General features: G+C 33.0%; 23 protein-coding genes and 1 riboswitch. Of the genes, 13 read left to right on the top strand and 10 right to left on the bottom strand.

What is annotated here, in order from left to right:
- The 5 genes from ACW5R3_RS09380 to ACW5R3_RS09360 all read right to left on the bottom strand — a co-directional run bounded on the left by ACW5R3_RS09380 (position 1) and on the right by ACW5R3_RS09360 (position 4,891).
- Positions 1-369, bottom strand: a complete 369-nt coding sequence (locus ACW5R3_RS09380; RefSeq protein WP_456576754.1) for a 6-phosphogluconate dehydrogenase — start codon at positions 367-369, stop codon at positions 1-3.
- Positions 370-386: 17 nt separating this feature from the next.
- Entirely contained in the window at positions 387-1,781 is a 1,395-nt protein-coding gene (gene rmuC, locus ACW5R3_RS09375) for a DNA recombination protein RmuC (protein ID WP_456576753.1), read from the bottom strand.
- A 99-nt stretch (positions 1,782-1,880) separates the two neighbouring features.
- Positions 1,881-2,672, bottom strand: coding sequence for an ABC transporter ATP-binding protein (locus ACW5R3_RS09370; RefSeq protein WP_456576752.1), 792 nt, complete (start codon positions 2,670-2,672; stop codon positions 1,881-1,883).
- A 5-nt stretch (positions 2,673-2,677) separates the two neighbouring features.
- Entirely contained in the window at positions 2,678-3,700 is a 1,023-nt protein-coding gene (locus ACW5R3_RS09365; RefSeq protein ID WP_456576751.1) for a FecCD family ABC transporter permease, read from the bottom strand.
- Positions 3,701-3,733: 33 nt separating this feature from the next.
- On the bottom strand, positions 3,734-4,891 hold the full coding sequence (locus tag ACW5R3_RS09360; protein WP_456576750.1) for an ABC transporter substrate-binding protein: 1,158 nt from the start codon (positions 4,889-4,891) through the stop codon (positions 3,734-3,736).
- Between the two features lie 251 nt (positions 4,892-5,142).
- Positions 5,143-5,327: riboswitch (cobalamin riboswitch) on the top strand.
- 35 nt (positions 5,328-5,362) lie between these two features.
- On the opposite strand from ACW5R3_RS09360, the gene ACW5R3_RS09355 reads away from it, so the two are divergent.
- The 3 genes from ACW5R3_RS09355 to ACW5R3_RS09345 are packed head-to-tail and all read left to right on the top strand — an operon-like array spanning position 5,363 to position 10,272.
- Positions 5,363-7,192 carry a TonB-dependent receptor plug domain-containing protein gene (locus ACW5R3_RS09355; RefSeq protein ID WP_456576749.1) on the top strand — a complete coding sequence of 610 codons (1,830 nt, stop codon included), beginning with the start codon at positions 5,363-5,365 and terminating at the stop codon, positions 7,190-7,192.
- A 5-nt stretch (positions 7,193-7,197) separates the two neighbouring features.
- Positions 7,198-8,277, top strand: a complete 1,080-nt coding sequence (locus ACW5R3_RS09350; protein WP_456576748.1) for a YncE family protein — start codon at positions 7,198-7,200, stop codon at positions 8,275-8,277.
- Positions 8,278-8,298: 21 nt separating this feature from the next.
- Entirely contained in the window at positions 8,299-10,272 is a 1,974-nt protein-coding gene (locus ACW5R3_RS09345; RefSeq protein WP_456576747.1) for a DUF5074 domain-containing protein, read from the top strand.
- Positions 10,273-10,345: 73 nt separating this feature from the next.
- Here the strand turns inward: ACW5R3_RS09345 and ACW5R3_RS09340 are convergent, their stop codons facing one another.
- Positions 10,346-11,050 (bottom strand): Dph6-related ATP pyrophosphatase, encoded by a 705-nt coding sequence (locus tag ACW5R3_RS09340; RefSeq protein ID WP_456576746.1) that lies wholly within the window; start codon positions 11,048-11,050, stop codon positions 10,346-10,348.
- Positions 11,051-11,375: 325 nt separating this feature from the next.
- Here ACW5R3_RS09340 and ACW5R3_RS09335 point away from each other — a divergent pair, with 325 nt between their 5' ends.
- Positions 11,376-14,216, top strand: a complete 2,841-nt coding sequence (locus tag ACW5R3_RS09335; protein WP_456576745.1) for a fibronectin type III domain-containing protein — start codon at positions 11,376-11,378, stop codon at positions 14,214-14,216.
- A gap of 93 nt (positions 14,217-14,309) precedes the next feature.
- Here the strand turns inward: ACW5R3_RS09335 and ACW5R3_RS09330 are convergent, their stop codons facing one another.
- Positions 14,310-15,728, bottom strand: a complete 1,419-nt coding sequence (locus ACW5R3_RS09330) for a S41 family peptidase (RefSeq protein WP_456576744.1) — start codon at positions 15,726-15,728, stop codon at positions 14,310-14,312.
- Between the two features lie 147 nt (positions 15,729-15,875).
- Between ACW5R3_RS09330 and ACW5R3_RS09325 the strand changes: the two genes are divergently transcribed.
- From ACW5R3_RS09325 to ACW5R3_RS09310, 4 genes are all read left to right on the top strand, one after another.
- On the top strand, positions 15,876-16,385 hold the full coding sequence (locus tag ACW5R3_RS09325; protein ID WP_456576743.1) for an RNA polymerase sigma factor: 510 nt from the start codon (positions 15,876-15,878) through the stop codon (positions 16,383-16,385).
- The gene (locus ACW5R3_RS09320) at positions 16,372-16,866 is read left to right on the top strand and encodes a hypothetical protein (RefSeq protein ID WP_456576742.1); all 495 of its coding nucleotides are present in this window, start codon (positions 16,372-16,374) and stop codon (positions 16,864-16,866) included. The genes ACW5R3_RS09325 and ACW5R3_RS09320 overlap by 14 nt, the downstream gene beginning before the upstream one ends.
- Positions 16,867-16,950: 84 nt before the next feature.
- Positions 16,951-17,511: a DUF4252 domain-containing protein gene (locus ACW5R3_RS09315; RefSeq protein ID WP_456576741.1), complete on the top strand. Its 561-nt coding sequence runs from the start codon at positions 16,951-16,953 to the stop codon at positions 17,509-17,511.
- Positions 17,512-17,520: 9 nt separating this feature from the next.
- Positions 17,521-18,066, top strand: coding sequence for a DUF4252 domain-containing protein (locus tag ACW5R3_RS09310; protein ID WP_456576740.1), 546 nt, complete (start codon positions 17,521-17,523; stop codon positions 18,064-18,066).
- A 236-nt stretch (positions 18,067-18,302) separates the two neighbouring features.
- On the opposite strand, the gene purB is transcribed toward ACW5R3_RS09310, so the two are convergent.
- A complete protein-coding gene (purB, locus tag ACW5R3_RS09305) occupies positions 18,303-19,646 on the bottom strand; it encodes an adenylosuccinate lyase (protein WP_456576739.1) in 1,344 nt (447 codons plus the stop codon).
- 116 nt (positions 19,647-19,762) lie between these two features.
- Entirely contained in the window at positions 19,763-20,332 is a 570-nt protein-coding gene (locus tag ACW5R3_RS09300; protein WP_456576738.1) for an adenylosuccinate lyase, read from the bottom strand.
- A gap of 36 nt (positions 20,333-20,368) precedes the next feature.
- Between ACW5R3_RS09300 and ACW5R3_RS09295 the strand changes: the two genes are divergently transcribed.
- The 3 genes from ACW5R3_RS09295 (at position 20,369) to ACW5R3_RS09285 (ending at position 23,784) form a co-directional block, all read left to right on the top strand.
- Positions 20,369-20,842 carry a heme-binding domain-containing protein gene (locus ACW5R3_RS09295; protein WP_456576737.1) on the top strand — a complete coding sequence of 158 codons (474 nt, stop codon included), beginning with the start codon at positions 20,369-20,371 and terminating at the stop codon, positions 20,840-20,842.
- 9 nt (positions 20,843-20,851) lie between these two features.
- On the top strand, positions 20,852-22,084 hold the full coding sequence (locus ACW5R3_RS09290; RefSeq protein WP_456576736.1) for a glycosyltransferase: 1,233 nt from the start codon (positions 20,852-20,854) through the stop codon (positions 22,082-22,084).
- A gap of 65 nt (positions 22,085-22,149) precedes the next feature.
- Positions 22,150-23,784 (top strand): ABC-F family ATP-binding cassette domain-containing protein, encoded by a 1,635-nt coding sequence (locus ACW5R3_RS09285; RefSeq protein WP_456576735.1) that lies wholly within the window; start codon positions 22,150-22,152, stop codon positions 23,782-23,784.
- A 25-nt stretch (positions 23,785-23,809) separates the two neighbouring features.
- On the opposite strand, the gene ACW5R3_RS09280 is transcribed toward ACW5R3_RS09285, so the two are convergent.
- Positions 23,810-24,484: an SIR2 family NAD-dependent protein deacylase gene (locus ACW5R3_RS09280; protein WP_456576734.1), complete on the bottom strand. Its 675-nt coding sequence runs from the start codon at positions 24,482-24,484 to the stop codon at positions 23,810-23,812.
- A gap of 110 nt (positions 24,485-24,594) precedes the next feature.
- Here ACW5R3_RS09280 and ACW5R3_RS09275 point away from each other — a divergent pair, with 110 nt between their 5' ends.
- Both ACW5R3_RS09275 and ACW5R3_RS09270 read left to right on the top strand, forming a co-directional pair.
- Entirely contained in the window at positions 24,595-25,800 is a 1,206-nt protein-coding gene (locus tag ACW5R3_RS09275; protein WP_456576733.1) for a hypothetical protein, read from the top strand.
- A 57-nt stretch (positions 25,801-25,857) separates the two neighbouring features.
- Positions 25,858-26,526, top strand: a complete 669-nt coding sequence (locus tag ACW5R3_RS09270) for a TrmH family RNA methyltransferase (protein WP_456576732.1) — start codon at positions 25,858-25,860, stop codon at positions 26,524-26,526.
- Positions 26,527-26,530: the final 4 nt, after the last annotated feature.

Below are 26,530 nucleotides of genomic sequence, written 5' to 3'. Positions count from 1 at the left end.
TTAAAAGCGCCTTTTGTTACGTTCTTTATCTTCAATTACTTTAGTTATAAAGTATTTAGTATCTCCTAACCAAAATAAGGGTTTGTAGCGTTCAAAATAATGTAGTTTTACATATTTTCCTTGTAAGTCTGTAAGATCTTGAATAACTTGTTTTTCACCATCTTCAACTGAAAATCTAAATAATTGCCCTTCAGAAACACCTTGACTTATTTCTCCTTCCCAGGTTTTAATTAGCATACCTTTGCTACTAAACTTAACAAGTTCACCGGCGCGAATTCCAGTACTGTAGGTTGCGAAGTATAAAAAGCTCCCGTATGCAACAAGAACAAGTACTAATGCAATTACTAATTTAGATAAAATGTTTTTCATATTATTTTTATTTGTTTTTATTCGTCATTATCTTGATTATGAGCACGTTTTAAAAATGCTTCTGGTAATGTTTTTTTAGCTTTGGCTCCCATTTTTTTTAGTTTTTCTACACGGCCAATAATATTACCTTTTCCTTCTACTAATTTATTCATAGCTGCTGAGTAATCAGATTTTGCAGCATCTATTTTTTTGCCAACACCAGTTAAATCAACTACTAGGCCTTCAAATTTATCATATAATGCACCTGCTTGTTTCGCAATTTCAGCGGCATTACGTTGTTGTTTTTCATTATTCCACATCGTATCAATAGTACGTAACGTAGCTAATAGTGTAGCAGGTGTAACGATAACTATATTTTTTTCAAAAGCTTTATTGTATAAGCTATTGTCTTCATTAATAGCTACAGCAAAAGCAGGTTCTATTGGAATAAACATAAGTACAAAATCGGGTGATTCTATATCATATAAATCTTCATATTTCTTATCGGACAGTTGGTCTACATGACGTTTAATAGAGTTTACATGGGCTTTTAACCAAGTTGCTCTATCGTCGTCTTCGGCGTTTACTAAACGTTCATAATCGGTTAAAGATACTTTACTATCAATAATCATGCGTTTATTATCCGGAAGGTGTAAAACAACATCAGGTAAAACGCGAGAGCCATCTTCACGTGTAAAATGTTGTTGCACAAAATATTCACGGTCTTTTTCGAGTCCAGATTTTTCTAAAACACGCTCTAATACCAATTCACCCCAATTTCCTTGCATTTTACTATCGCCTTTAAGGGCTCGGGTTAAATTGGTGGCTTCTTTAGTCATTTGTTGGTTTAAGTCTTTCAAACCTAGAAGTTGCTCTTTTAATGCCGAATGCATACTGATGCTTTCCTTTTGTGTATCTTCTACTTTTTTCTCAAACAACTGTATTTTTTCTTGCAGCGGATTTAGAATTTGCTTGATGTTTTCTTTGTTCTGTAAGGTGAATTTTTCACTCTTTTCATCTAAAATTTTAGTTGCTAAAAGTTCGAAGTCTTTGCGTAGTTGTTCCTGCTGACTTACTAGCTCATCCTCACGTTTTAATAATTGTTGTTCTAAGTTTTCGTATTCAGAATTTCGCCTTGCTAATTCCGAGTTTAAAAATTCTTTTTCACGGCGAACACCATCTCGTTCAATTTCCAGTTTAGAAAGGGTTTGTTTGAAATCTTGAACTTGCTTATTAAAATTTACGCTTAATTTTTCTGATTCTTCTGCGTATGTTAATTTCAATTGCGCTAATTGTTGTTGAAGGTTATTGTTGCGTTCTTCTAAAGTGCTTGTTTCACCTTTATTTTTAAGCTTAGAAATGGTCATACCAATATAAGCCCCAATAGCAGCTGAACATAAAATAGCTATAATAAGAATAATACTGTCGGTCATTTAACAAATAGTGCGTTTTATCAAAGATAATTTTTTTAGTTAGAATTAATAATATTCTAGATATGATATTGCTTACTAAAATTTAAGTTTTATTTTTTTTTATTTAGAAACCCTAAAACTACCAGTTTGCGCGTCAAACGTTATTAAGTCGTTTGGGAATAGGGTATTAAATACACCTTCAGAGATAAGTTGGCAAGGAGAATTGCTTATAACTGAATTTTTAGTCATAACTATAATGGTATCGCAAAGTTGTATGGCCAAATCTATTTCATGTGAAGAAAAGAGTATGGTTTTTCCTGTTTCTTTAACTAACTTTTGAAGTAGTTTTAAAATATACGCTTTGTGATACATGTCTAAATGTGTGGTAGGCTCATCAAGAATAATCAAATCAGTATCTTGCGCCAAAGCGCGTGCAATCATGACTTTTTGTAACTGACCATCGCTTAGTTCAAAGCATTTTTTATCCTTTAAAGTTTCAATGTTTGTAAGGGTTAATGCGTTGTTTGTTATTTCTAAATCATTAGCGGACAATTTGCCTACCCAATTAGTGTATGGTTGCCTACCTAGTGCTACTAATTCAAATACCGATAAGTTTTTTGAAGCTATTTTTTCAGTTAAAACCAAACTCATAGTTTTTGCTAAATCGGCATTGGTGTAACTGTTAAGATTTTTGTTATTTAAATGTACAGAACCCGAAAGTGGCGCTTGTACCTGAGTAAGTGTTCTTAAAAACGTAGATTTTCCAATACCATTAGCTCCAACCAAACCAATAAGCTGTCCTTTAGGGATTTGGATGTTAATATTAGTGGCTACAGGAATTTTTTCTTTTTTAGTAGTATAGCCAATAGTTAGATTCTCCGTTTTAAGAATGATGTTTTGTTGTTTTTTCATGTGATTTAAAATAACATGTTACGTTTTCTAACCAATAACCAAATTACCACTGGCGCACCAATTAAAGAGGTTATTGCGTTTATTGGTAATGTGTAATCGCTAGTTGGAAGTTGTGCTATACTATCGCAAACCAACATAATTATGCCACCAAATAAAAAGACGGCAGGTATTAATATTTTATGATTGGAAGTGGTGAAAACCTGACGTGTTAAATGCGGTATAGCTAATCCTATAAACGCAATGGGGCCAGCAAAAGCTGTAATTGTTCCTGCTAATAAGCTTGTTGCTAAAATAATGACTAACCGACATTGTTTTATGTTAAGTCCGAGACTTTTGGCGTAATTTTCACCCAATAATAGCGTGTTTAAGCCTTTTATAGATGAAATGGTTAATATTAGTCCTATGCTATATACTAAGAAGAAAATACCTAATTCGTTCCAAGATAAATTTCCTAAGCTACCAAAGCCCCAAAAAATATATTGTTGAAGTTGCTCGGCAGCACTAAAATAGGAGAGTACACTAACAATTGCGGCTGTGATACTACCAAACATAAGTCCGATAATAAGGATGGCCATGGTGTCTCGTACTTTTGAAGATACAATTAATACAGCTGATAGTACAATAAAACTTCCTAAACTAGCTGCAATAATAATACTCCATTTTGTAGCCAGTAAACCTGTAAAAACCCCTCCAAAAACTCCAGCTCCTAGTATAATAAGTGCAACACCCAAACTAGCTCCTGAACTTATGCCTAATACAAAAGGTCCTGCTAGTGGATTTCTAAAAAGAGTTTGCATTAGTAATCCAGAGATACCTAAGCCAGAACCTACTAGAATAGCTGTAAATGCTTTAGGTAAGCGGTAGTTTTGAATAATATATGTCCAAGATTCATGATCTGAATTACCAACTAAACTTTTAAAAACCGCTTGTAGGGGTATGGATACCGACCCTAAACTGATATTTGTAAAAAAGCAAACAACAAGTATAGCTGTAAGTCCTATAAATGAATATGTATAATTGGTTTTCATAATAACTAAACCTAGTTTAAAACTATAAAATAGTTAATTTAAGAGTTTGAAAAAATGCAGTTTATAGTTTTCCAGGAGTTCTGGATGTGTAATTTTTACTAAATCTTTTAATACTAAATCCGGTCTTGCCGTTCCAAGCTCATAATAGGTTACGCCGCCTGTTTTTCCAGTAGTATTTACAAAAGAATATATACTTCTATTTTTAAAGGCATCAAAAGTTGTGTAGTGAGCGTTTGCTTTTTCTAAAGTTTCAAGTGAGTTGTAATAAGATGGGCTAATCCAAATATCGGCATCTTTTGCTGTGCTGAAAACGGCTTCAAAATTTAAAGCAAGACTCCCTTTGCTTTCTGTGTTTTGCCATAAGTAGTTGGTGTTAGCATCTTTTAATAATTGAGCTTCTGGGCTTGTTCCGCTTGGTAAATACCAAATATCTTTATGCATAGCGCCACTTAATATACGTGGTTGTTTTTTTGTGTTTTGAGCTAGTTTTTTGGCTTCTAAATAGTTGCTTTCTATATCTTTAAATACGGATTCGGCAAGTTCATTTTTATTATACAAAGCTCCAAAAAATTTAATCCATTCAGCCTTGGCTAAAGGAGATGTTTCAACCCAATCACCATTATAAATAACAGGAATACCTGATTTTTTTATGGTTTCGAAAGTTTTGTTATTTCCATCAATACCAAAACCAATTACAACATCGGGGTTAATATCTAATAAAACTTCGGTGTTAATACCTTCATTTTTTCCTAGTTCACGTACCGCGTTACTTTCTATTAGTTTACGAGTGTTTACGGATGAAACATAATCGGTGCCAGGAAAACCAATTAAAGTGTTTTCAACTTCTAATAATTCTAAAGCCGGGATATGTGTTGTAGATGTTACAACCATTTTTTGAATTGGAATCGTAACAATTCCATCATAATCTGAAGCATTGAACGTACTTACCGATGCCTGCTCTTTGGTTAGTAGTAGATAGCGGTAATTTTTTTCAGAATTAGGCCAAGGGTTTGAGATGTTTAAGACGGTGAAATTTTTAGATTTCGAAATACTAAAACCAGTAGCGTAATTAAGTTTTATACTCTCTGTTACACTAGCTTCTATAGCTGCATTTTTAGTTGTTTTATCTTGACAATTCCAAAGTAATAGACTTAAAAAAAAAGTGACTAAAAAGGTTTTATTATGTAACATTTGTAACATTTAGAGGATTAAAAATCGCGTAAATTTATAGAAAATAATTAACTATGCGTAACGGTTCAAATGTAACACTATATATAGTAGCTGCTGTTATTATCTTTCATTTTTTGATTGGGTTTATATATTTACTCTATAAAATGAATAAGAAAAAATAGACTTCATACGGTGTATCTAAAAAGAATACCTATTTTTGCAGAGAATTTGGTTTGAAGGTAAATCAACTGGTTTAAACATGTAATAAAATTATGTTTTATAGCCAATTTGGTTAATTCAATTAAAAGGGAATCTGGTTAAACTCCAGAACTGTTCCCGCAACTGTAAGCTAATAAGCTTCGTGTTAAACTTCATGTCACTGTCCTATAATTTTAAAGGATGGGAAGACCTACACGAGGACGCAAGTCAGGAGACCTGCCATATTCATAACCTAAAATATATTGAGCTTTCGGGTAAAGAGCTTTTAGATTTATGAATCGATTTATTACATATTTGATATGCCTATTTGTTACAGCAACTTTTGCACAAGTTGAGCCTGTAACGGAGTTAAATGAGGTAAACCTAAAATATGTTAAACTAAAGGATTCTGTTTATACTACAAATCAAACTGTTTTAAATGATAGTGTTTTAAAACGAAATCAAGCCTCATTAACAAGCTTATTAAACTTTAACTCTTCAATATACTTAAAAGAGAATGGTTTAGGCATGGTGTCTTCGGTAAGTTTTAGAGGTACTACAGCGCAACAAACTGCCGTTTTATGGAATGGCATCCCAATAAATTCACAAACTACAGGTCAGACCGATTTTAATACCATTAATACACGAGGCTTCGATCAAGTTGTTGTAAAATCAGGAGGCGGGAGTGTTGTAGATGGAAGTAATGCTATTGGTGGTAGTATTTATTTAGATAATACAATTGCATATATAGATTCTTTCAAGAACGATTTATTTTTAAAATATGGAAGTTTCAATACTTATGGTGTCGACTATAAAACGACTCTTTCAACTACAAAAACTAGTTTTTCTTTAGGGGTTTCGAGACAAGGTTCAGATAATGATTATGAGTATCCAGATTCAGAAAGAACCAATGAAAATGGGCAATTCAATAATACTAATATTAGTAGCACTTTTGGATTTAAATTAAACGATAAGCATACTGTAAACTTATATGCTAATATTTATGATGGTAAGCGTAATTTTTCGCTACCAACACCAAATGCATTAAAAACAAAGTACTATGACTTCAACACGCGTAGTATGGCGGAATGGGAGTGGAGGTCTGATAAGCTTACTTCAAATACTAAGGTAGCTTACTTAACTGAAAAGTATGAATATTACCCTAATATAGATAGAGATTTTTTTACTTATGGGGATGTAGAAAGTTTGTTTGTTAAGTATAATTTAGACTATGAGATTGGTCGTATTCTTTTAAATGGAGGTGTGAATTATAATAGAAATTCAGGCGAAGGCTCCGATATACAAAACGAAACACGACATTTAGGTTCTGTTGTATTTGGAATAAAACATCAAGTAAATAATAGTTTATTATATGAGGTAAGTTTCCGTCAGGAATTAAATAATACTTATGAAAGTCCCTTTTTGTATTCGGCAGGTCTTCAAGCAAAGCTCACATCTTTTTATACTTTAAAACTAAATACATCTAAAAATTTTAGAATACCAACCTATAACGATCTGTATTGGGAAGGTCTTGGAAGATCCGATTTAAAGCCTGAATTATCCTATCAAGGGGAGTTTAGTCATGTGTTTCATATTTCAAATATCTCGCTTAATATAACGGGGTACTATAATAAGGTTGAGGACTTGTTAATGTGGGTTCCCGATAATAATGGTATTTGGCGACCTCAAAACACCGAGAATGTAACAATTTATGGTTTGGAAAGTGTTTTTAAAGCGCATAAAGCCTTTGGGAATCATGTTTTAGATTTAACAGCTACTTATGCTTATACTGTGTCAGAAAATGATGAAACAAACAAGCAATTAATTTATGTGCCCTACCATAAACTAACAACTGCTTTCAGTTATAATTATAAAAAATGGTCTGCTTACTATCAATTTATAAACAATGGAGAAGTGTTTACGACAACTGATAATGCGCCAGAGCATATTGTAAATAGTTACATGTTAGCAAATTTAGGTTTAGAGTATAGTTTAGGGAAGTCGTCTAAAAAATACACATTAGGATTTCAGATTTTAAACCTATGGGATGAATCCTATGAGAGTGTTCAAAACAGACCCATGCCTAGTAGAAACTTTAATATTTATTTCAATTTTAATATATAAAAATAATGACAAAATTTTTAAAACTATTTAGCTTCTGTGTTTTAGCAGTGATGCTACAAAATTGTACGAGTGACGATCGTGATATCATTATAGGAGATCCCCCAGCGTCTGGAGATTACGCTAATGGTGTGTTTGTATTGAACGAAGGTGGATACACATATTCAAATGCTTCAGTTTCATTTATAGATAATACCGATGAAATATATCATAATGTGTTTTATTCTGTAAACGAAATAGATTTAGGTGATGTAGCACAAAGCATGGCGTTTTATGAAGATAAAGCATTTATTCTTCTAAATAACTCGAACACAATTGAAGTTGTAAATCGTTATTCTTTTGAACATATAACTACTATTGAAAATCAAATTTTATCACCTAGATATATGGTTTTTAATAACGGAAAAGGATATGTAACTAATTGGGGAGATCCAGCAGATACAACAGATGACTATGTAGCTGTTATAGATTTGGATAGCTATACGGTAACACAAACTATATCGGTTGCTGAAGGCCCAGATTATATTATAAATAGCAATGCTAATTTATATGTGGCCCATTCAGGAGGTTGGGGTTATGGTAATACAATTTCGGTTTTAAATTCTAACACCAATACAGTTGTAACAACTATAGATGTTGGTGATGTTCCTACTAAAATGGTTAAACATTTTAATGATTTGTATGTTATGTGTTCTGGAAAAGCCGCTTATACAGGTGCTGAAACCTTAGCAGGTTTATATAAAATAGATATGCTAACGAATACGGTTTCGAATCAGTTAGATTTTCAATCAGAAGCACATCCAAATTATTTAGAACTAAACAATAATACTCTTTATTATGCCTTAAATTCTAGTATCTATCAAGTAGATACAGCTAATTTTACTTTGCCAACCGCAGCATTGTTTTCAACTAACGGACAGAATTTACAGGCTTTATACGGTATGAGTATTATAAATGATACATTTTACCTAGCTGACGCTAAAGATTATGTTTCTAATGGAACTGTTTTTAAGTATGCATTAAACGGTACATATATAGAAAGCTATCCTACTAAAATTATTCCTAACGGATTTTATAATAACAATTAATTAAATTTTAAACCCAATACAATGAAAAAAAATTACCAATTCTTAGTATCATTTATTTTTGCTTTTTTGACCTTCACAGGTTTTGCACAAGGAAGTTATGATGATGGTATTTTTGTTTTAAATGAAGGCATGTTCGGAACCAATACAGCATCGGTTTCTTATTTGAGTAATGCTGGTGTTTTAACAAATGATATCTATGCAGCTGTAAATATAGGTTCAACTATCGGACAGTTAGCGCAGGACATGGGGTTTTATGGCGATAATGCTTATATTATTTCAGGTGGCACTGGTGAAGTTGTAGTTGTTAATCGTACTACTTTTGCACATATTACAACGGTGTCTACTGGCTTTTCAAACCCACGTTATATAGTATTTGATGATGGCATGGCTTATATAACAGATTGGGGTGATCCTGTAGATCCTAACGATGATTATGTGGCTGTTTTAAATTTAGAAACCAATACAGTAATACGTAGTATTTCAGTTGTTGAAGGACCTGAAAATATTGTTAAAAAGAACAACCAATTATTTGTAGCTCATCAAGGTGGTTACGGACAAGGAAATTCAGTTTCTGTTATAAACATAGCAGATGATTCCGTTTCTCAATTAGCTGTTGGAGATGTGCCTAACTCAATATCTGCAGATGACGATTATTTATACGTGCTTTGTGGTGGTACGCCAGCATGGACAGGAAGTGAGACTATTGGTCAGTTATATAGAATAGATTTGGAAGATTTCTCAACCATGAACACTTATGATTTTACTTTAGGAGAGCATCCAAATTATATGCAATTAGGAGCAGGAACTGTTTACTATGTTTTAAATAATAATATTTATAGTTTCGATTTTTCAGCAACTTTACCAAGTACAGAATTCATTAATACTGCTGCTCAAAATATCAATATAGCTTACGGTTTATCATTAATTGACGAGGTGCTATATTTATCTGATGCAGGCGATTATGTAAGTAGTGGACAGGTAGCAGCTTATAATATTTCAGGAGCTTTACAAAACACTTATACAGTTGGACTTATTCCAAATGGAGTTTATAAATATACTATGGAACTAGGTATTTATGCGCCACCAGTAGGACAAGAAGGTACAACAGCTATCGAGTCAAGCAGTACATTGTTTGTGGACTGGGCTTCTGGTGCTACAATTACTAGAGGTTTAGTAAATATATCAGACCCTTCAGTAACCTATAACGGTGATAATTACGCATCGGTTGGTTCAGAAACGTCACCAATAGGAGCAGCTAATAGTTCAGTAGTAAGTTTAGGTGATGCAGGTGAGGCTATTTTAACTTTCGATACCCCAATTAGAGATGGTTCAGGGTATGATTTTGCAGTTTTTGAGAATGGTTTTAGTGATACCTTTTTAGAATTAGCATTTGTTGAAATTAGTTCTGATGGTGTTAACTTTTTTAGGTTTCCAGCACACAGTCAAACACCTACAGATACACAAGTACCTGGTTTTGGAAGTGTAGATGCTACTTATATTAATAACTTAGCAGGTAAATACCGTTCAGGATTTGGTACCCCATTTGATATTAGCGATATAGCAGATAATGCCATGTTAGATAAAAATGCTATTACACATGTTAAAGTTATCGACGTTGTAGGTACTATTATGCCTGAATATGCTTCTGTTGACTCTTATGGAAATATGGTTAATGATCCTTTTCCAACAGCGTTTAATTCAGGTGGTTTTGATTTAAATGCCGTTGGTGTTATAAATCAAGCAAGTTTATCTGTAAATGCTGAGGCTATTGCGGATTTAAAAATGTATCCTAATCCAGCTTCAAACGTCTTTAATATTCAAAGTAATATTCAAATAATGGACGTAGAAATATATTCTGTAACTGGTAAATTGGTTAAACAATTCAAGAATTCGGCTAAAAAATCCTTCAATATTTCCAATTTAAAACCAGGAATGTATTTAGTTAAAATTACAACCGGAACAAAAAATGGTTTATATAAATTGATTAAACAGTAACATAATCTGTTTTTTTAAAATTTAGTTAAAGCTATTATAGTTGCTAGTAAATTAGTAATTATAATAGCTTTTTTTATGGTTTAGGTAATAAATCACAAAACCAAAATCCAACTGTTTCTGTTTTCGAGTTTGGTGCGGGGTATTCCCGGTATGTCTTTTCTCCAATTGTAAAGGCAATGGGTTCTTTAAAAATAGGACCATCATAGCAAAAGGTGTGAAACTCTCCATTTTCACCACAAGGGTCAACAGTTTCTGGTAAATTAGCAATAAGGTCTTCGTCTATAGTTTGGCCAACAAAGTCTTCTGAGAAATAGGTTGCATCTGCACAAACAATAATGGCTTTAAAACCTAGATTAATAAACTCTTGTATTAATTGTTTGGTGTTCTTTTTCCATAACGGAAAACACGTTTCTAGCTGTTGTAGTTTTAATTGCTTTTCACGATAAAACTTTAAGTCTTCTAAAAATATATCTCCAAATGCGGCATGAGTAAACCCTTCGTTTTTTAGTTTTTTCGTAGCTGCTTGCATCACCTTATTATAATCGTTAATGTTGCCCTGTTCTGGTAGTTCTATAACAGAAATTGGAAGTCCTATTGCTGATGCTTGTTTATAAATAAATGCTACTCGTAAACCGTGCATGGTAACACGATTGTAATGGCTGTTTACAGTAGTTATTAGTTTACCTACATAATCCGTTTTGCTTTGAAGTAAATAATGTAAGGCTAAAGCGGAATCTTTTCCAGTACTCCAATTAAAATAAACAATGTTTTTATTCATATGATGAAAATAAATGAGAAAGTAAGATATTATACTTTGTCTGTTTTAACACCATAAAGTAAAAAAAATGTAAATACTCAAAATTTATACTCTTTAAGTTGGTGTGTTTTGTTAAAAACTCTTAAAAGTTGCATATATTATTTGATTTCACTTTAAAGTATGAATAGAATTCAAAAAATTTTGAAATCTGTTAGATATATGTAAATCTTAACATGTTTTTAATCGTTGAAATATGCATTTTGTCGATTTAGGTTGCTCCTTTAATGTTAAGATTATATTAAATAATATCTTAGGGTCTTAAATTAATAACTAATCAAAATTTAGAATGAAAAAAATTACAATTCAAGTATTTGCGTTTTTGGCATTTGTCTGTTGTTGGCAAGCTCAATCTCAAGTAAACATTAATGAAAATTTTAATTCAGGAAGTACTGGATGGACAGGAAGTTATCTTAATAGTCCAATATCAGCTTGCGACGGGAGTTCTCAGCGTGATAATCTTTACAGTTGGAGTGAAACGGGGAATTTAACTTCACCAAATTTAGTAGCTGCATCTAATGCTACAGATTTGATGATTAGTATGGACTACAAAATTATCAATTACTCTGGTGGAGATGGTGCTACTGATTGGGGAACTGCTGAAATTCAATTTTCTTTAGATGATGGTGGTAGTTGGACAACTGTTTATACTCTTAATGACGTGAACCATACGGTTTCTGCTGATTGTGCTAGTTTGTCTACTTCTATACCGGCAGCTAGTTTACCAGAAGGTTCAGATGTTAAATTACGTGTGTATAACACATGGTCAACGGGAGACTATTATTTTATTGTTGATAATTTTGTTGCTCAACAAGATTTAGGTTGTGCGATGGCAGTTGTTGATGACGTTGTATTAGTACCAGATTGTACGACTAATACGTACACGTTGAATGTTACATTTGCAGAAGTTAATAATGCTCTTTCTGTTACAGATGGTACTTCAGTATTTCCTTTGGTTGGAGATACGGTTACTGCAGGACCATATGCTTTTGGTGAAGCTGCAACGTTAGAGGTTACTCACACTTTAGCCGTTTGTGATTTTGAAATTGGTGAGTATCAATTGGATGGTTGTCCTCCGGTAAATGATAATTGTGATAATGCTACTGCTTTAACTGTAAATGATGATTATGCGTGTGGTTCAGTAACTTCTGCTACAAACGTGTATGCTACTGCATCTGCTCAAGCTGATGATATGATTGGGGCTACAGATGTAGATGTTTGGTTTTCTTTTGTAGCAACAAAAGATGAGCATAGAGTAACTGTTTCAAATGTTACAGCGGTAATAGGAACTAGTACTGATTTAGCTTATGGCGTTTATGATGCAAGCTCTGGTTGTAATGCTTTAACTTTAGTTGATGATTCAGATCCTAATGAATTTGATGTTTCAGGACTAACTGTTGGTACAACATATTTAGTTAGAGTTTCTGCTTATCATGGGGTTACGTCTTCTTTATTGGCACAAGCTACCTTTGATATTTGTATTGGTACAGCTCCGTCTTGTTTAGTTCCAAGTGGTTTATCAACTGAGAATGTAACAGATGTATCGGCAGATTTAGAATGGACAGAAAATAATTCAGCTACAAGTTGGGATATTGAATGGGGTCTTGATAATTTTACACCAACAGGAACAGCTACTGTTGCAGGTGTAACTACAAACCCTTATGAATTAACAGGCTTATCATCAAGTACGGCATATGATTTTTATGTGCGTTCTAATTGTGGTGGAGGCGATTATAGTGCTTGGACTGGACCTTATACTTTTACAACTTTAGCAACACCACCAGCTAATGATCTTTGTGAAAATGCTATAGCTTTAGCTTGTGGAGATAGTTTAACAAACTTAACAACCGATGGCGCTACTGGAGGTACTTCTAATTCTTGTCAAGGTTCTATAGGAAATGATGTTTGGTTTTCTTTTGAAGGAAATGGAGGAGCTGTTGAAATTACAGCTAATTCAACTACGTCAGGTGAAGAACCTCAAATTGATGTATATGCAAGTACAGATGGTACATGTTCAGGTTTTAACCAAGGAACTTGTGATGATTCGTTTGTTCATAATTCTGCAGGTGTTAATCCAGCTATAGCATCATTTTATGCTGAAGCAGGTACAACATATTATATTGCTGTTGGTGCGTGGATTAATAACTATCCTGATTTTAATTTTAATATTTCCTTAGAATGTATTTCTTGCCCAGATCCAACTGGTTTAACGGCAGACGCTATTACAGCAGAATCAGCTAATTTAGAATGGACAGAAAGTGGTTCAGCTACAAGTTGGGATATAGAATGGGGTCTTGAAGATTTTACTGCTACAGGTACACCAACTATCACAGGTACAACAACAAATCCTCATGAGTTAACTGGCTTATCAGCTTCTACATCTTACGATTATTATGTGCGTGCTAATTGTGGTGCTGGAGATTTAAGTGAATGGGTTGGTCCTTATACATTTACAACAACAGATTTACCACCGGCTTGTGGAGGTGCGTTTTATGATACTGGAAGTGCTTCAGGAAATTATGCTAATAACGAAAATTACACTATAACTATTTGCCCTGATGTTGTTGGTGATGCGGTTACAGTTTTATTTAATAGTTTTATAGTTGAAGGTAGTGGTTCTTTTGGTACAGGTTGTTATGATAGCTTATTCATTTATGACGGATCTGATAATACAGGAACACCAATTACACCATCTAGTTTAGGTATTGGTACTAGGGAAGGCGCTTTCTGTTGGCAAGCTGAAGGTGATGGAACAGGAGATCTTACAGGTCAATCTATTACTGCTACTAATGCAGATGGGTGTTTAACATTTGTATTTCAATCTGATAGTTCAGGTAGTTATGCAGGATGGGATGCAACAGTTAGTTGTGCAACTTTAGGAACTCAAGATTATAACTTGAATGATTTATTTCAATACTATCCAAACCCTGTTACAAACGTGTTAAATGTAAAAGCACAAAACAGTATTAGTAATGTAACTATTTACAATATGTTAGGACAAGAGGTTTTACGTACTGCTCCTAATGCATTAGCGAGTGAGGTAGACATGTCTAACCTTCAAACAGGTGCTTATTTTGTAAAAGTATCTATAGGTAATACGAGTAAAACTATTCGTGTAATTAAAAACTAATGCATATAATAGTTTTTAAACTATATAGAAAAACCCAGACATTTGTCTGGGTTTTTTGTTTTAAGTATTTAATATTCACTAGCATTTTAATTCTTAATCTTTATACATACCAATAGCATAGGGTATGAAATTTGTTTTATCGGCAACAAAGTCTAAAGCCTTAATATGTGGAAAAGCTTGACGGTTATCATCTAAAATAAGTTGTAAAGCAGCTGCTAGTAACGGCTCAGTTTCATCACCTAAAACACCCATATTACCATAGTTTTCAGCCAAATTAACAGAAGGGAAAAGGCCATCGCTATAATCTGTATAACCCACAGCATTTAAAGATTTTAAAACTAAAGGTTGCATTGCATATAAATGAGATGGATTGGCATTTGCGCGTCTAAAATCTGGCGCATCATATAAAGTTACAGAAGCCTGAAATTTACCTGCAGTTTCTGTTCCTATTTGGATAACTTCAATATAAGGATCTAAACAGTTTATAACAAGTTCGCTAGCTGATGCCGAACGTTTACTAGTTAAAATATATACTTTATTAAGATTAAGTGTATTTAATGGCGTTCCATTTATTGTATTGGTAAAGTAATTGGTGGTCTCTTCCATTGATAATTGTGCTTGAATGTCACTATTCCATACCTCTGTACTAAAAACGTTTCCAGATCTATTGGCAATCATGCTAGATAGTAGTATGGCTGTATTTACCGAACCACCAGAATTATAACGTAAATCTAAAACCAAATTTTGAACGTTATTTGCTAAAAATTCTCCAAAAACACTATTCAACTGTAAGTTATAATCGGCCGTAAAGCCATTATACATTAAATAGCCAACTTGTTGTCCTGCAACTTCAAATGTCGCAGTTGTAAAAATGGGATTTTCGGTTAATGTTGATTTACCTAAGGATATTTGTTCACCCGTACTTGTAATACTATCATCAGCAGTATCTATGGTATTATTATCATTATAAGTAGCTAGATTAATGGTGTAATTCGAAGCGCTTAATAAACTTTGGTAATTAGTAATAGTTAATGGCGTTCCATTTATAGCATTAAAAATAGTACCACGAGTTACCCCTTGGTTACTAGCGCTAGAGTTAGGTAATACATAACCTACATAACCAAAAACATTATTAGAGCCATTAGGATATTGCATGAGTCCAAAATCCATTCCGTTACTTTCAGTTGTACCGCTTAGCTGTTGTTCTAACTCGATGTAGTTTGAGGTTATCCAACTAAACCTATCTACCGTTTCTGGTTGATATATTAAATAATTAAACAAAGCTTCTGGGCTTGAAAAACCATTTAAAAAATTTTCATAATTATTGGAGTCAAAATGATTATTTGCTAAATCGGGAACAAAATCCTTATATAAATAATAACTGTTTAATCCACGCCAAACAAAATCATTTAGGTCGCGAGTAGAAGCAGGATTGTCATCAATATCTTCAAAACATCCCATAAACAGGGAGGAAAGGATTATTATAAATAGCTGTTTATAGTATCTTGTCATGGCAAAAGCAGTTTGTGTTTCACAAATTTATTTGAATAAAAGTAGTTACTTTATAACATACTAAAAATTATTTGTAACAATTTCGAAATCTATTCGTCGTAATAATAAGTAGCCTAAAAATAGCTATCACCAATTAACCACCAATTTATGACACAGACAGAATTTTTAAATATTGTCATGCCATTTAAAGATAAAGTTTTTCGTTTAGCGAAACGATTACTTGTTTCTAGAGAAGAAGCCGAAGATGCGACTCAAGAAATTATTTTGAAATTGTGGAATAATCAAGAGAAGATTAGCGGCTATAAAAATGTTGAAGCCTTCTCTATGACGATGACCAAGAACTTTTGTTTAGATAAATTGAAATCTAAACAGGCTCAAAATTTAAAAATTGTTCATAGTAATTATGAAGACCATAAAGTGTCCTTACAAAAAGAGCTTGAGGTAAATGATAGTTTAGATTGGGTAGGTAAAATAATGGAAGAATTACCATATCAACAAAAAATGGTTGTGCAGTTACGAGATATCGAACAGTATGATTATGATGAAATAGCTAAAATGCTAGATATGAAACCGACAGCGGTTAGAGTAACCTTGTCTAGAGCAAGAAAAACAATACGAGAAAAATTGACTAATACACATAACTATGGTATTAAATAATATAGAGAAATTATTAGAAAAGTACGAGAATGCCGAAACAACACGTGAGGAAGAGTTAGCCTTAAAACACTATTTTTCACAGGATAATGTTGCGCCACACTTGGAAATGTATAAGCCTATGTTTGCTTATTTTGCGGTTAACCAAAAAGAAACCGTAAATATTAAAATGCCAGCCAAAAGTAAAATTAAATTTAAATCTGTTTTTAGTTATAAATGGCTTGGTGTTGCAGCTATGTTAGCATTGTCTGTAAGTTTCTTTTTTAATAATCCGTTTCAGCAGCAAGACGATTTAGGAACCTACGAAGATCCTATGTTAGCCTATAATGAAGTGGTGAAATCCTTAGAAATGATTTCCTCTAAAATGAATAAAGGAGTTGAAAAAGTAAGTTACTTAAAAACGGTAAATACAGGTATGTCTAAGGTTGGTTACTTAAATGAAATACATAATACTACAGATAAAATTTTTAAAAATAATCATTAATCAAAAATCACAATGGAATTACAATCGATAACAATTAAAAGCAGTGGAAACACAAAACAATTAAAAAACACAAAAAATAATATTATGAAAAAATACACATTAATGTTCGTTTTGGCACTTATAATGATACCATTTGCCTCACAAGCTCAAGATATCTTTGCTAAATACAGTGAAAACCCTGAAGTAACTTTTGTTTCAATTAAACCTAAAATGTTTCAGATGTTAGCAAAAATGGATATCAATACAGATGATCCAGAATCACAAGAATACATCAATATGGTGAATAGTATTACAAGTTTTAAAGTGATTTCTACCGGTAATAAAGCTATTTCTGCTGATGTTTCTAAATGGGTGAAATCGCGCAAATCATCTTTAGAAGAATTAATGGAAGTTAAAGATGACGGTATGAATATGACCTTTTATGTTAAGGAAGGTAAAGACTCCGACCATGTTAGTGAATTTTTAATGTTTGTTGATGGGTTAGGTGCTATTACAAAAGATATGGACGTGAACATGAATGGTAAAAAACGTGAATTTGAAACCGTAGTTGTTATGCTTACAGGTGATATTAATTTAAATCAAATTTCGAAACTTACTCAAAAAATGAATATTCCTGGTGGTGAACATTTAGAAGACAAAAATTAATCACTTACCATGAAAAAAAGAAGTCAATTTATAATTTACAACTTACTAGTGTTTTTAGTTCTAGTAGGTTGTAATACTGATGCATCTTTACAAACTTATTTTGTAGATCATCAAGAAACACCCAATTTTATTTCGGTGGATATTCCTAGATCTATCGTAACATTAGATGAAACAACATTAACGCTTGAGCAAAAAAAAGCTTACCAATCGGTTAGCCGATTAAATTTCTTGGGATACAAAGTTGATGAAATGGGTAACGATAATTATTCTGCCGAATTAAACAAAGTAAAGGATATACTAAATAATAGTAAGTATACCGATTTAATGGAATTTAGTGATAGTGGAAGTCGGATTTATGTGAAATATCTAGGAGATGAAGAAAGTGCTGACGAACTAATAATTTTCGGTAATTCTCAGGAAATGGGATTTGGTATTGTAAGAGTTTTGGGTACTGATATGAAAATTGAACAAATGGCAACGCTAGTTGGAGCAATTAAAAATGCCGATTTTAGTAATTCAGAACAATTACAGACAATAGAGGCGTTTTTTAATTAAAAAGCGAGCTGATTTATATAAAAAAAGGCGACCAATTTGGTCGCCTTTTTTTATGGAAAAGCACTTTTTATGGGCGCTTTTTATGAGTGATGTATATGTTGTATACAATAACAAATATTAACAAGATAAGTGTTCCGCTTACTAGTACGTTTTCAAGAATATCAAACATACCGGCTATACTAAACCCTATACAAATGATACTGCAAAGAGCTAAAGATTGTTTATCTGTTAACATATTATATACCTGTGTAGTTACTTGGAGTTATTACTTTCAATTCATTTTTAACAGAATCAGAAACCTCCAAAGTATCTATAAAGTCAGCAATAGACTGTTGGTTAATCTTCGCATTAGTACGGGTTAACCCTTTTAATGCTTCGTATGGATTTGGATAGCCTTCACGGCGTAAGATTGTTTGAATGGCTTCAGCAACAACCGCCCAATTATTTTCTAAATCTTCAGCAAACTTACTCTCGTTTAATAGGAGTTTATTTAAGCCTTTTAAAGTAGATTTAAACCCGATAATAGTATGACCGAAAGGAACACCTACATTTCGTAAAACGGTACTGTCAGTTAAATCTCTTTGTAGTCTAGATATAGGTAGTTTTGCCGCTAAATGTTCAAATATAGCATTTGCAATCCCTAAGTTTCCTTCACTATTTTCAAAGTCTATAGGGTTTACTTTATGTGGCATAGCAGAGCTACCAACTTCTCCAGCTTTAATACGTTGCTTAAAGTAGTCCATAGAAACATATGTCCAGATATCACGATTTAAATCAATAATAATCGTGTTTATACGCTTTAAATTATCAAATAAAGCAGCCATATGATCGTAATGCTCTATTTGAGTTGTTGGAAAAGAGTGGTGTAACCCTAGTTTTTCCTGAACAAACTTACTTCCAAAAGCTTTCCAGTCAATATCCGGATATGCTACATGGTGTGCATTAAAGTTTCCTGTTGCTCCACCAAACTTAGCTGCACTTGGAATATCATTTAATAAGTTGAATTGAGCTTCTAAACGTGTAACAAAAACTTGAATCTCCTTTCCTAAACGTGTAGGAGAAGCCGGCTGACCATGTGTTCTAGCTAACATAGATACAGATTTCCAATCTTCAGTAAGCGTTTTTAGCTTTTCTAAAACTTCTTGGTATTCTGGTAAGTAAACGTCATTCATAGCTTCTTTTATACTCAAAGGAATAGACGTGTTGTTTATATCTTGAGACGTTAAACCAAAATGAATAAACTCTTTAAATTCAGAAATATTTAAAGCGTCAAATTTCTCTTTTATAAAATACTCAACAGCTTTTACATCGTGATTTGTTACGCTTTCAATTTCTTTAATTGCAGCTGCATCAATGGCTGTGAAATTTTTATAAATAGCACGTAGTTCACCAAATAAAGAGGCATCAAAATTGGCTAATTGCGGTAATGGTATTTCGCATAATGCAATAAAATATTCAATTTCTACCTGAACGCGGTATTTTATTAAAGCTTCTTCTGAAAAAAAAGGTGCTAATTTTTCTACCTTATTACGGTAGCGACCATCAATAGGAGAGATGGCATTTAAAGAGGATATAGACATGATAGTTGTTGTGTTTTAAAAGCGCCAAAGATAGGGAATTCCATAACGATAGCCCATTTCTAATATATGATTTTTTTGTTAGGATTAAATCGGTTTTTATTGAGTAAGATATGAGACTATTTTGTTTTTTTTATTTTTTTTAAAATTTTTCGTGCCCGTGCTTTAAAACCTGGACTTTGCATTTGGTAGTCTCGTTCTAAAATGAGACAAAGTTCTGGGTGAATCCATTCGTATTCTGTTCCAAAAAGGTATAAAGTATTCATAGCATATGCTTTTGGGGCTATTTTTGCATCTTGAATGAGGTAATCAAAACTGCACTCTATAATACGTTCCTGGTGCGTTTTAGTAAGTTTCTCTTTAATAGTGTTTGCGGTTTTAGAATAATAAGATTGTGAGAGATATTCGCAAATTTTAGCTACAGGTCTAACAGCTGAATCTAAATGGATTTTATGAAAATTTGTTGTAAATCGATCTAAATAAGGTACTAAAGCATTAAGATTTTTACTACACATAAACTCCAAAACCCAGGCAGCACGGCAGGATATTTTATCATCTACCATAAACATAATATCTAAAACAATAGGAATTAACTCCGGATTATCTAAAAGTAAGTTGGCATACTCAAGGCGTTTTTCACGCGAATGATTTACATAATTTAAATGGTTATAGAGTTGGTGGGTAGTCACGGTTTTTCCTATTTTTGGTTTATAAATTTACATAAAATGAAAATACTAAAAAAAGTTCTTCTCGCGCTCGTAGTACTGTTTGTTTTAGCGCAGTTTATCAGGCCAAACGATAACAGGGGTGATTTAACTTCGGTTGAACCTTTTTTAGCTGAAACAAAGCCATCCGAGGAGGTGACTTCTATTTTAAAAGAAAGTTGTTTTGATTGTCATAGTAATCATACTAACTACCCTTGGTATGGAACTATAACTCCCGTTAATTTTTGGTTAGAAAGCCATATAAACGATGGTAAAAAGCATTTTAATGTGTCTACTTGGTCTGCCAATTCCGTAAAACGAAAAGATCATAAACTAGAAGAGCTTATTGAAATGATGAAAACCAAGGAAATGCCTCTAGAATCTTATACTTGGGCGCATCCGGAAGCAAATTTATCTGAAACGCAAATTGAAGCTGTTGTAAATTGGGCTGAAAACATGCGTATTATTTATAGTTTAGCACCACGACCTCAGTAATGTTAAGCTATGAATAAAAAATTACTTATTATTGGTTGTGTGTGGCCCGAACCTAAAAGTTCAGCAGCGGGTTCACGTATGCTACAAATTATGGCGGTGTTTCAGAATTTGGGCTTTAACATTATATTTGCTACCGCTACAACTAAATCGGAAAATGCTTTTGATTTAGCAGAAATAGGTATTCCTGAATATACTATTAAATTAAATGACTCGAGCTTTGATGATTTTATAAAAGTACAAGCGCCAGATGTGGTTTTATTTGATAGGTTTTTAACAGAAGAACAATTTGGCTGGCGTGTGTCTGAAAATTGTCCCCAGGCATTTAGATTATTAGATACTGAGGATTTACACGGCTTAAGAAAATCTCGTGAACTAGCCTTTAAAGCGCAAACTAAAGATTATAAATCATATTTAATAAATGATACAGCAAAACGAGAAATAGCTAGTATTTATAGATGCGATTTGAGTTTGATTATTTCAGAAGCCGAAATGGATTTACTTATAAACTATTTTAAAATTCCTGAAAATTTAATACACTATTTACCATTTTTATTAGAGCCCATTTCAGTAGAGGCTTCTAAAAAATTGCCTTCTTATTCGAAGCGAACAGATTTCATTACCATTGGTAATTTTTTTCATAAACCCAATTACCAGTCGGTACTGTATTTGAAGCAAGTTATTTGGCCAGGAATTCGTAAACGTCTTCCTAAGGCTAAATTACATGTATATGGTGCCTATGCAGGTCCGAAAGTTTTACAACTACATAACGAAAAAACGGGCTTTATAGTAAAAGGTTTTGCAGATAATGTACATAAGGTTATGCAAGAATCTTCTGTTTGTTTAGCACCTTTACAGTTTGGTGCGGGATTGAAAGGAAAACTTATTGATGCCATGGTAAATGGAACTCCTAGTGTTATGAGTGAAATTGCAGCCGAAGGTTTGTTTGGAAATATGGAACCTAATGGGTTTATAGCTGACAATCCTGAAACATTTATAGAAAACGCCGTGCAGTTATATATCAATAGGGATCTTTGGAAATCTTGTCAAAACAATGGTTTTGAGGTAATTAATGAGCGATTTGATAAGTGTGGTTTCGAACCAGACTTTACAAATAAGTTAAAAACACTAATGGCTAATTTATCATCTCATCGGCAGACAAATTTTACGGGTTTAATGTTGCAACACCACACACTTCAAAGCACAAAATTTATGAGTAAGTGGATAGAATTAAAAAATAAATAAGACATGGTTTTATTTAAAAAATTCCAAAGGCTTTTTCATAGCTTTGCGCTTGTAAAAATTAAGCCATGATTTCAGTAGATAATTTAGCAGTTGAGTTTAGTGGACATACTTTGTTTAGTGATGTTTCATTTACGATTAATGAGAATGATAAAATTGCCCTAATGGGTAAAAATGGTGCTGGTAAATCCACTATGATGAAAATTGTAGCAGGTGTACAAAAAGCAACTAAAGGACATGTGCGTTTTCCTAAAGATGCTGTTATTGCTTATTTACCGCAACACCTACTAACCGAAGATAACTGTACTGTTTTTGAAGAAGCATCTAAAGCATTTGCACATGTTTTTGAAATGCGTGACGAAATGGAAAAGCTTAATAAAGCGTTAGAAACGCGAACTGATTACGAGTCTCAGGAGTATATGGATATTATAACCAAAGTGTCTGACTTGGGTGAAAAATATTATGCTTTAGAGGATGTAAATTATGACTCTGAAGTTGAAAAAGCATTAAGAGGTTTGGGTTTTAAACGTTCGGATTTTAATAGGCTTACCAGTGAGTTTAGTGGTGGTTATAGAATGCGTATAGAATTGGCTAAAATGTTATTACAAAAACCTGATTTAATTCTATTAGATGAACCAACTAACCACATAGATATTGAATCGGTAATTTGGTTAGAAGATTTCCTAGTAAATAAAGCTAATGCAGTTATGGTTATATCTCATGATAAGGCTTTTATTGATAATATTACAAATCGAACCATTGAGGTTACTATGGGGCGTATTTATGATTATAAAGCCAACTATACTCACTATTTACAGCTTCGTGAAGATCGTCGACTACATCAAATTAAAGCGTACAAAGAACAGCAGAAATTTATTGCCGATAATATGGCATTTATAGAACGTTTTAAAGGAACTTACTCGAAAACCAATCAGGTAAATTCTCGCGAACGTATGCTTGAAAAATTAGAAATTATAGAGGTTGATGATATTGATACTTCGGCATTAAAATTACGTTTTCCACCTGCACCACGCTCGGGAGATTATCCGGTAACGGTTAAGGAATTATCTAAATCTTATGATGAACATGTTGTGTTTAAAAATGCTAATATGTCTATATCCAGAGGTGAAAAAGTTTCCTTTGTAGGTAGAAATGGTGAAGGTAAATCGACTATGATTAAGGCTATTATGGGAGAGATTGATGTGGAAGGGGTGTGTGAATTAGGTCATAACGTGAAAGTTGGGTATTTTGCTCAAAATCAAGCGTCATTATTAGATGAGAATCTTACTATATTCCAAACAGTTGATGAGGTAGCCCAAGGAGATATTCGTACACAGATAAAGAATATTTTGGGAGGTTTTATGTTCAAAGGTGATGATATAGATAAAAAAGTAAGTGTGCTTTCAGGAGGAGAAAAAACACGATTAGCTATGGTTAAACTATTACTTGAACCAGTAAATCTACTTATATTAGATGAGCCTACAAACCACCTAGATTTAAAATCTAAAGATGTATTAAAAGAAGCACTTTTAAATTTCGACGGTACGCTTATATTAGTATCTCATGATCGTGATTTTTTACAAGGTTTATCGCAAAAAGTTTTCGAATTTAAGGAACAACGTGTTATTGAGCATTTTGAAACTATAGACGATTTCTTGGTGCGAAATCGTATTGAAAACTTAAAGCAAATAGATTTAAATTAATAAGGTTAAATAGATTAAAAGTTAATTATAGAAAGGTGTCTATAAAACTTTTAACTCCTGTTGTAGCTTTATCTTTAATAACGGTTACTTGCTTATTACCTATTAATGATGGGTTTGGGTCTATAAAATATGTTGGCGTTTGCTCAGATACATAATCCATTAAACTTGAAGCTGGATACACTTGTAAACTAGTACCAATAATAAGAAGTAAATCGGCAGTTTTACAAATTTCAATAGCTGTTGTAATCATGGGTACTGCTTCACCAAACCATACAATATGGGGGCGCATTTGATAACCATCAGGACACTTATCACCTAAATTAAGCTCTTTTCTCCATTCTACAACAGAACCTTCTTTATGCGTACTCCGCGCTTTTAGTAATTCGCCGTGTAAATGAACAACATTAGAACTTCCTGCGCGCTCATGTAAATCATCTACGTTTTGTGTAATAATAGTTACTTTATAGCTTGCTTCTAAAGCTGCTAAATCTTTATGAGCCTTATTGGGGTGTACTTCTAAAAGTTGTTTTCTTCGTTGGTTATAAAAATCTAAAACCAATTCAGGATTCGCATCAAAACCTTGTGGTGATGCTACCTGCATAACATCATGTCCTTCCCATAAACCGTTGGCGTCACGAAAAGTTTTAATTCCACTTTCGGCACTCATACCAGCTCCAGATAATACAACTATATGTTTCATAGATATCAAAAATAAAAAAAAATACACACGAAATATGCATATTAATGCGTTTCCATTTTTAGATACTAGTATTAATTGTAAATTTATACCATATAAAAACATTCTATTTTATGAAGCATTCTTTTTTAGTGTTTATAAGCATTTGCGCACTGTTTTTGGTTACAAATTGTTCTAGTGATGATAATATTACTAGGCTTGAATCGCGTTTAGTTTCAACAACCTACGCCTTAAATGCTGTCACCGACCCGTCTATTATTGGTGATGCGCGAATTATAAAAAATGAAGATGCTTCTATTACAGTTGAAATTGTATTATCTGGTATTGCTTCTAATATAGAGCATCCTGCAAATTTAAGATTCAATACAGCAGCTGAAACAGGGAATGTAGCAATTAGTTTAAATGATGTAAGTGGAACATCAGGCAGAAGTACCACAACCTTTACTACGTTTGATGATGGAACAGAGGTAAGCTATGAAGAATTATTAGATTTTGATGGATATATAGATGTACGTTATAATAACGATGCAACAGCAGTATTATTAGCAGATGGAGATATAGGTCAGAATGAGTTAACAGGTGTCTCAAAAACCTATGCATTACAAACTCTTGATGTTCCAGATATTAGTGGTGTTGCTAAATTTTCTGAACGTAAGAATGGTGAAACTCTAGCACGTATTGAAATTACTAATGCTGTATTCGGCACATTACATCCTGCAGAGCTATTAACCAATACCAGTTTAGAAGGTGGTATTTCGGTTTTAAGTTTTAATGCAGTAGATGGTGATTCGGGATATAGTCGTACTAACATTGTTTCATTAGATGATGGTACACCTTTTTTATATGAAGATATTTTAGCGTTTAATGGTTATGTAAATGTTTTATTAAGTCCTACCGATTTACAAACGGTTATTGCACAGGGCGATATAGGTTTAAATGCTTTAACAGGTGATTCTGTGGTATATCCATTATCTGAAGTTGATGCTTCAGGATTGTATGGAACGGCTACATTTTATAAGCGTGAAGGTGGTTCAGCTTTAGCCGTTTTAGCTCTTGAAAATACAGTGATAGGAAATGAACATCCCGCTTTTATTAGAGCTAATGATGTAGAAACCACTGGAGATATTGTTTTTACTTTTAATCCAGTTAATGGTGAAACGGGTATGAGTGAGACTAATGTTTTTCAATTAGATAATGGAACCGAATTTGATTATGAAGCTGTTCTATTAATAGATGGATATATAAACATCAATGAAAGTACCACCAATTTAGATACCATTATAGCTCAAGGTAATATTGGTGAAAACGTAGATAATTAATAAAAATAACACGATTTATAAAGCCTGATATTTTATCAGGTTTTTATTTTAGATAATATGGTTGATATTCAATTACTAGAGCATTTAGAAGGTTTTTTAACAGATAACAGACGTGAGAAATTTCATAAAGTCTTACAAGGTCGAACGAAGCATTTTACGGTAGCGACGGAAGACGTTTATCAATTGCATAATACAAGCGCTGTTATTAGAAGTTGTGACGTTTTTGGAATCCAGGAAGTGCATATTGTAGAAGAGGTAAATTCTAAACGAATAGATCGCGAAATTGCAATGGGAGCTCAAAAGTGGGTTGATTTAAAAAGACATCACCATGTAAAGGATGCTATTAAAGCCATAAAAGAAGAAGGTTATCAAATTATAGCTACAACACCACATACAAACGATTGTTTATTGCATGAATTTGACGTAACTAAAAAATCTTGTTTTTTCTTCGGAAGAGAAACAGAAGGATTATCTCAAGAGGTTTTAGATGCTGCCGATGGCTATTTAAAAATACCTATGGTAGGTTTTACAGAAAGTCTGAATATATCTGTTTCTGCAGCAATAACATTGCAGCACGTAACAACTAAACTAAAACAAACAGAAATACCTTGGGGTTTAAGTGAAAATGAAAAGCTTGAAAAACGTTTAGATTGGATTAAAAAAACAATTAAAAGTTACGATGAAATTGTAGGGCGTTATTATGAGAATAACCCTCCAAATTCATAAGGGT

It is taken from the genome of Algorimicrobium bowmanii, from assembly GCF_054031195.1.
Note: the sequence above shows the minus strand (reverse complement) of the source record. Positions and strands in the feature narration are given on the sequence as shown.

What these genes read in the sequence shown, in the direction of transcription:
- ACW5R3_RS09380 (WP_456576754.1), bottom strand. Translation starts at nt 369, where the DNA reads ATGAAAAACATTTTATCTAAATTAGTAATTGCATTAGTACTTGTTCTT.
- rmuC (WP_456576753.1), bottom strand. Translation starts at nt 1,781, where the DNA reads ATGACCGACAGTATTATTCTTATTATAGCTATTTTATGTTCAGCTGCT.
- ACW5R3_RS09370 (WP_456576752.1), bottom strand. Translation starts at nt 2,672, where the DNA reads ATGAAAAAACAACAAAACATCATTCTTAAAACGGAGAATCTAACTATT.
- ACW5R3_RS09365 (WP_456576751.1), bottom strand. Translation starts at nt 3,700, where the DNA reads ATGAAAACCAATTATACATATTCATTTATAGGACTTACAGCTATACTT.
- ACW5R3_RS09360 (WP_456576750.1), bottom strand. Translation starts at nt 4,891, where the DNA reads ATGTTACATAATAAAACCTTTTTAGTCACTTTTTTTTTAAGTCTATTA.
- ACW5R3_RS09355 (WP_456576749.1), top strand. Translation starts at nt 5,363, where the DNA reads ATGAATCGATTTATTACATATTTGATATGCCTATTTGTTACAGCAACT.
- ACW5R3_RS09350 (WP_456576748.1), top strand. Translation starts at nt 7,198, where the DNA reads ATGACAAAATTTTTAAAACTATTTAGCTTCTGTGTTTTAGCAGTGATG.
- ACW5R3_RS09345 (WP_456576747.1), top strand. Translation starts at nt 8,299, where the DNA reads ATGAAAAAAAATTACCAATTCTTAGTATCATTTATTTTTGCTTTTTTG.
- ACW5R3_RS09340 (WP_456576746.1), bottom strand. Translation starts at nt 11,050, where the DNA reads ATGAATAAAAACATTGTTTATTTTAATTGGAGTACTGGAAAAGATTCC.
- ACW5R3_RS09335 (WP_456576745.1), top strand. Translation starts at nt 11,376, where the DNA reads ATGAAAAAAATTACAATTCAAGTATTTGCGTTTTTGGCATTTGTCTGT.
- ACW5R3_RS09330 (WP_456576744.1), bottom strand. Translation starts at nt 15,728, where the DNA reads ATGACAAGATACTATAAACAGCTATTTATAATAATCCTTTCCTCCCTG.
- ACW5R3_RS09325 (WP_456576743.1), top strand. Translation starts at nt 15,876, where the DNA reads ATGACACAGACAGAATTTTTAAATATTGTCATGCCATTTAAAGATAAA.
- ACW5R3_RS09320 (WP_456576742.1), top strand. Translation starts at nt 16,372, where the DNA reads ATGGTATTAAATAATATAGAGAAATTATTAGAAAAGTACGAGAATGCC.
- ACW5R3_RS09315 (WP_456576741.1), top strand. Translation starts at nt 16,951, where the DNA reads ATGAAAAAATACACATTAATGTTCGTTTTGGCACTTATAATGATACCA.
- ACW5R3_RS09310 (WP_456576740.1), top strand. Translation starts at nt 17,521, where the DNA reads ATGAAAAAAAGAAGTCAATTTATAATTTACAACTTACTAGTGTTTTTA.
- purB (WP_456576739.1), bottom strand. Translation starts at nt 19,646, where the DNA reads ATGTCTATATCCTCTTTAAATGCCATCTCTCCTATTGATGGTCGCTAC.
- ACW5R3_RS09295 (WP_456576737.1), top strand. Translation starts at nt 20,369, where the DNA reads ATGAAAATACTAAAAAAAGTTCTTCTCGCGCTCGTAGTACTGTTTGTT.
- ACW5R3_RS09290 (WP_456576736.1), top strand. Translation starts at nt 20,852, where the DNA reads ATGAATAAAAAATTACTTATTATTGGTTGTGTGTGGCCCGAACCTAAA.
- ACW5R3_RS09285 (WP_456576735.1), top strand. Translation starts at nt 22,150, where the DNA reads ATGATTTCAGTAGATAATTTAGCAGTTGAGTTTAGTGGACATACTTTG.
- ACW5R3_RS09280 (WP_456576734.1), bottom strand. Translation starts at nt 24,484, where the DNA reads ATGAAACATATAGTTGTATTATCTGGAGCTGGTATGAGTGCCGAAAGT.
- ACW5R3_RS09275 (WP_456576733.1), top strand. Translation starts at nt 24,595, where the DNA reads ATGAAGCATTCTTTTTTAGTGTTTATAAGCATTTGCGCACTGTTTTTG.
- ACW5R3_RS09270 (WP_456576732.1), top strand. Translation starts at nt 25,858, where the DNA reads ATGGTTGATATTCAATTACTAGAGCATTTAGAAGGTTTTTTAACAGAT.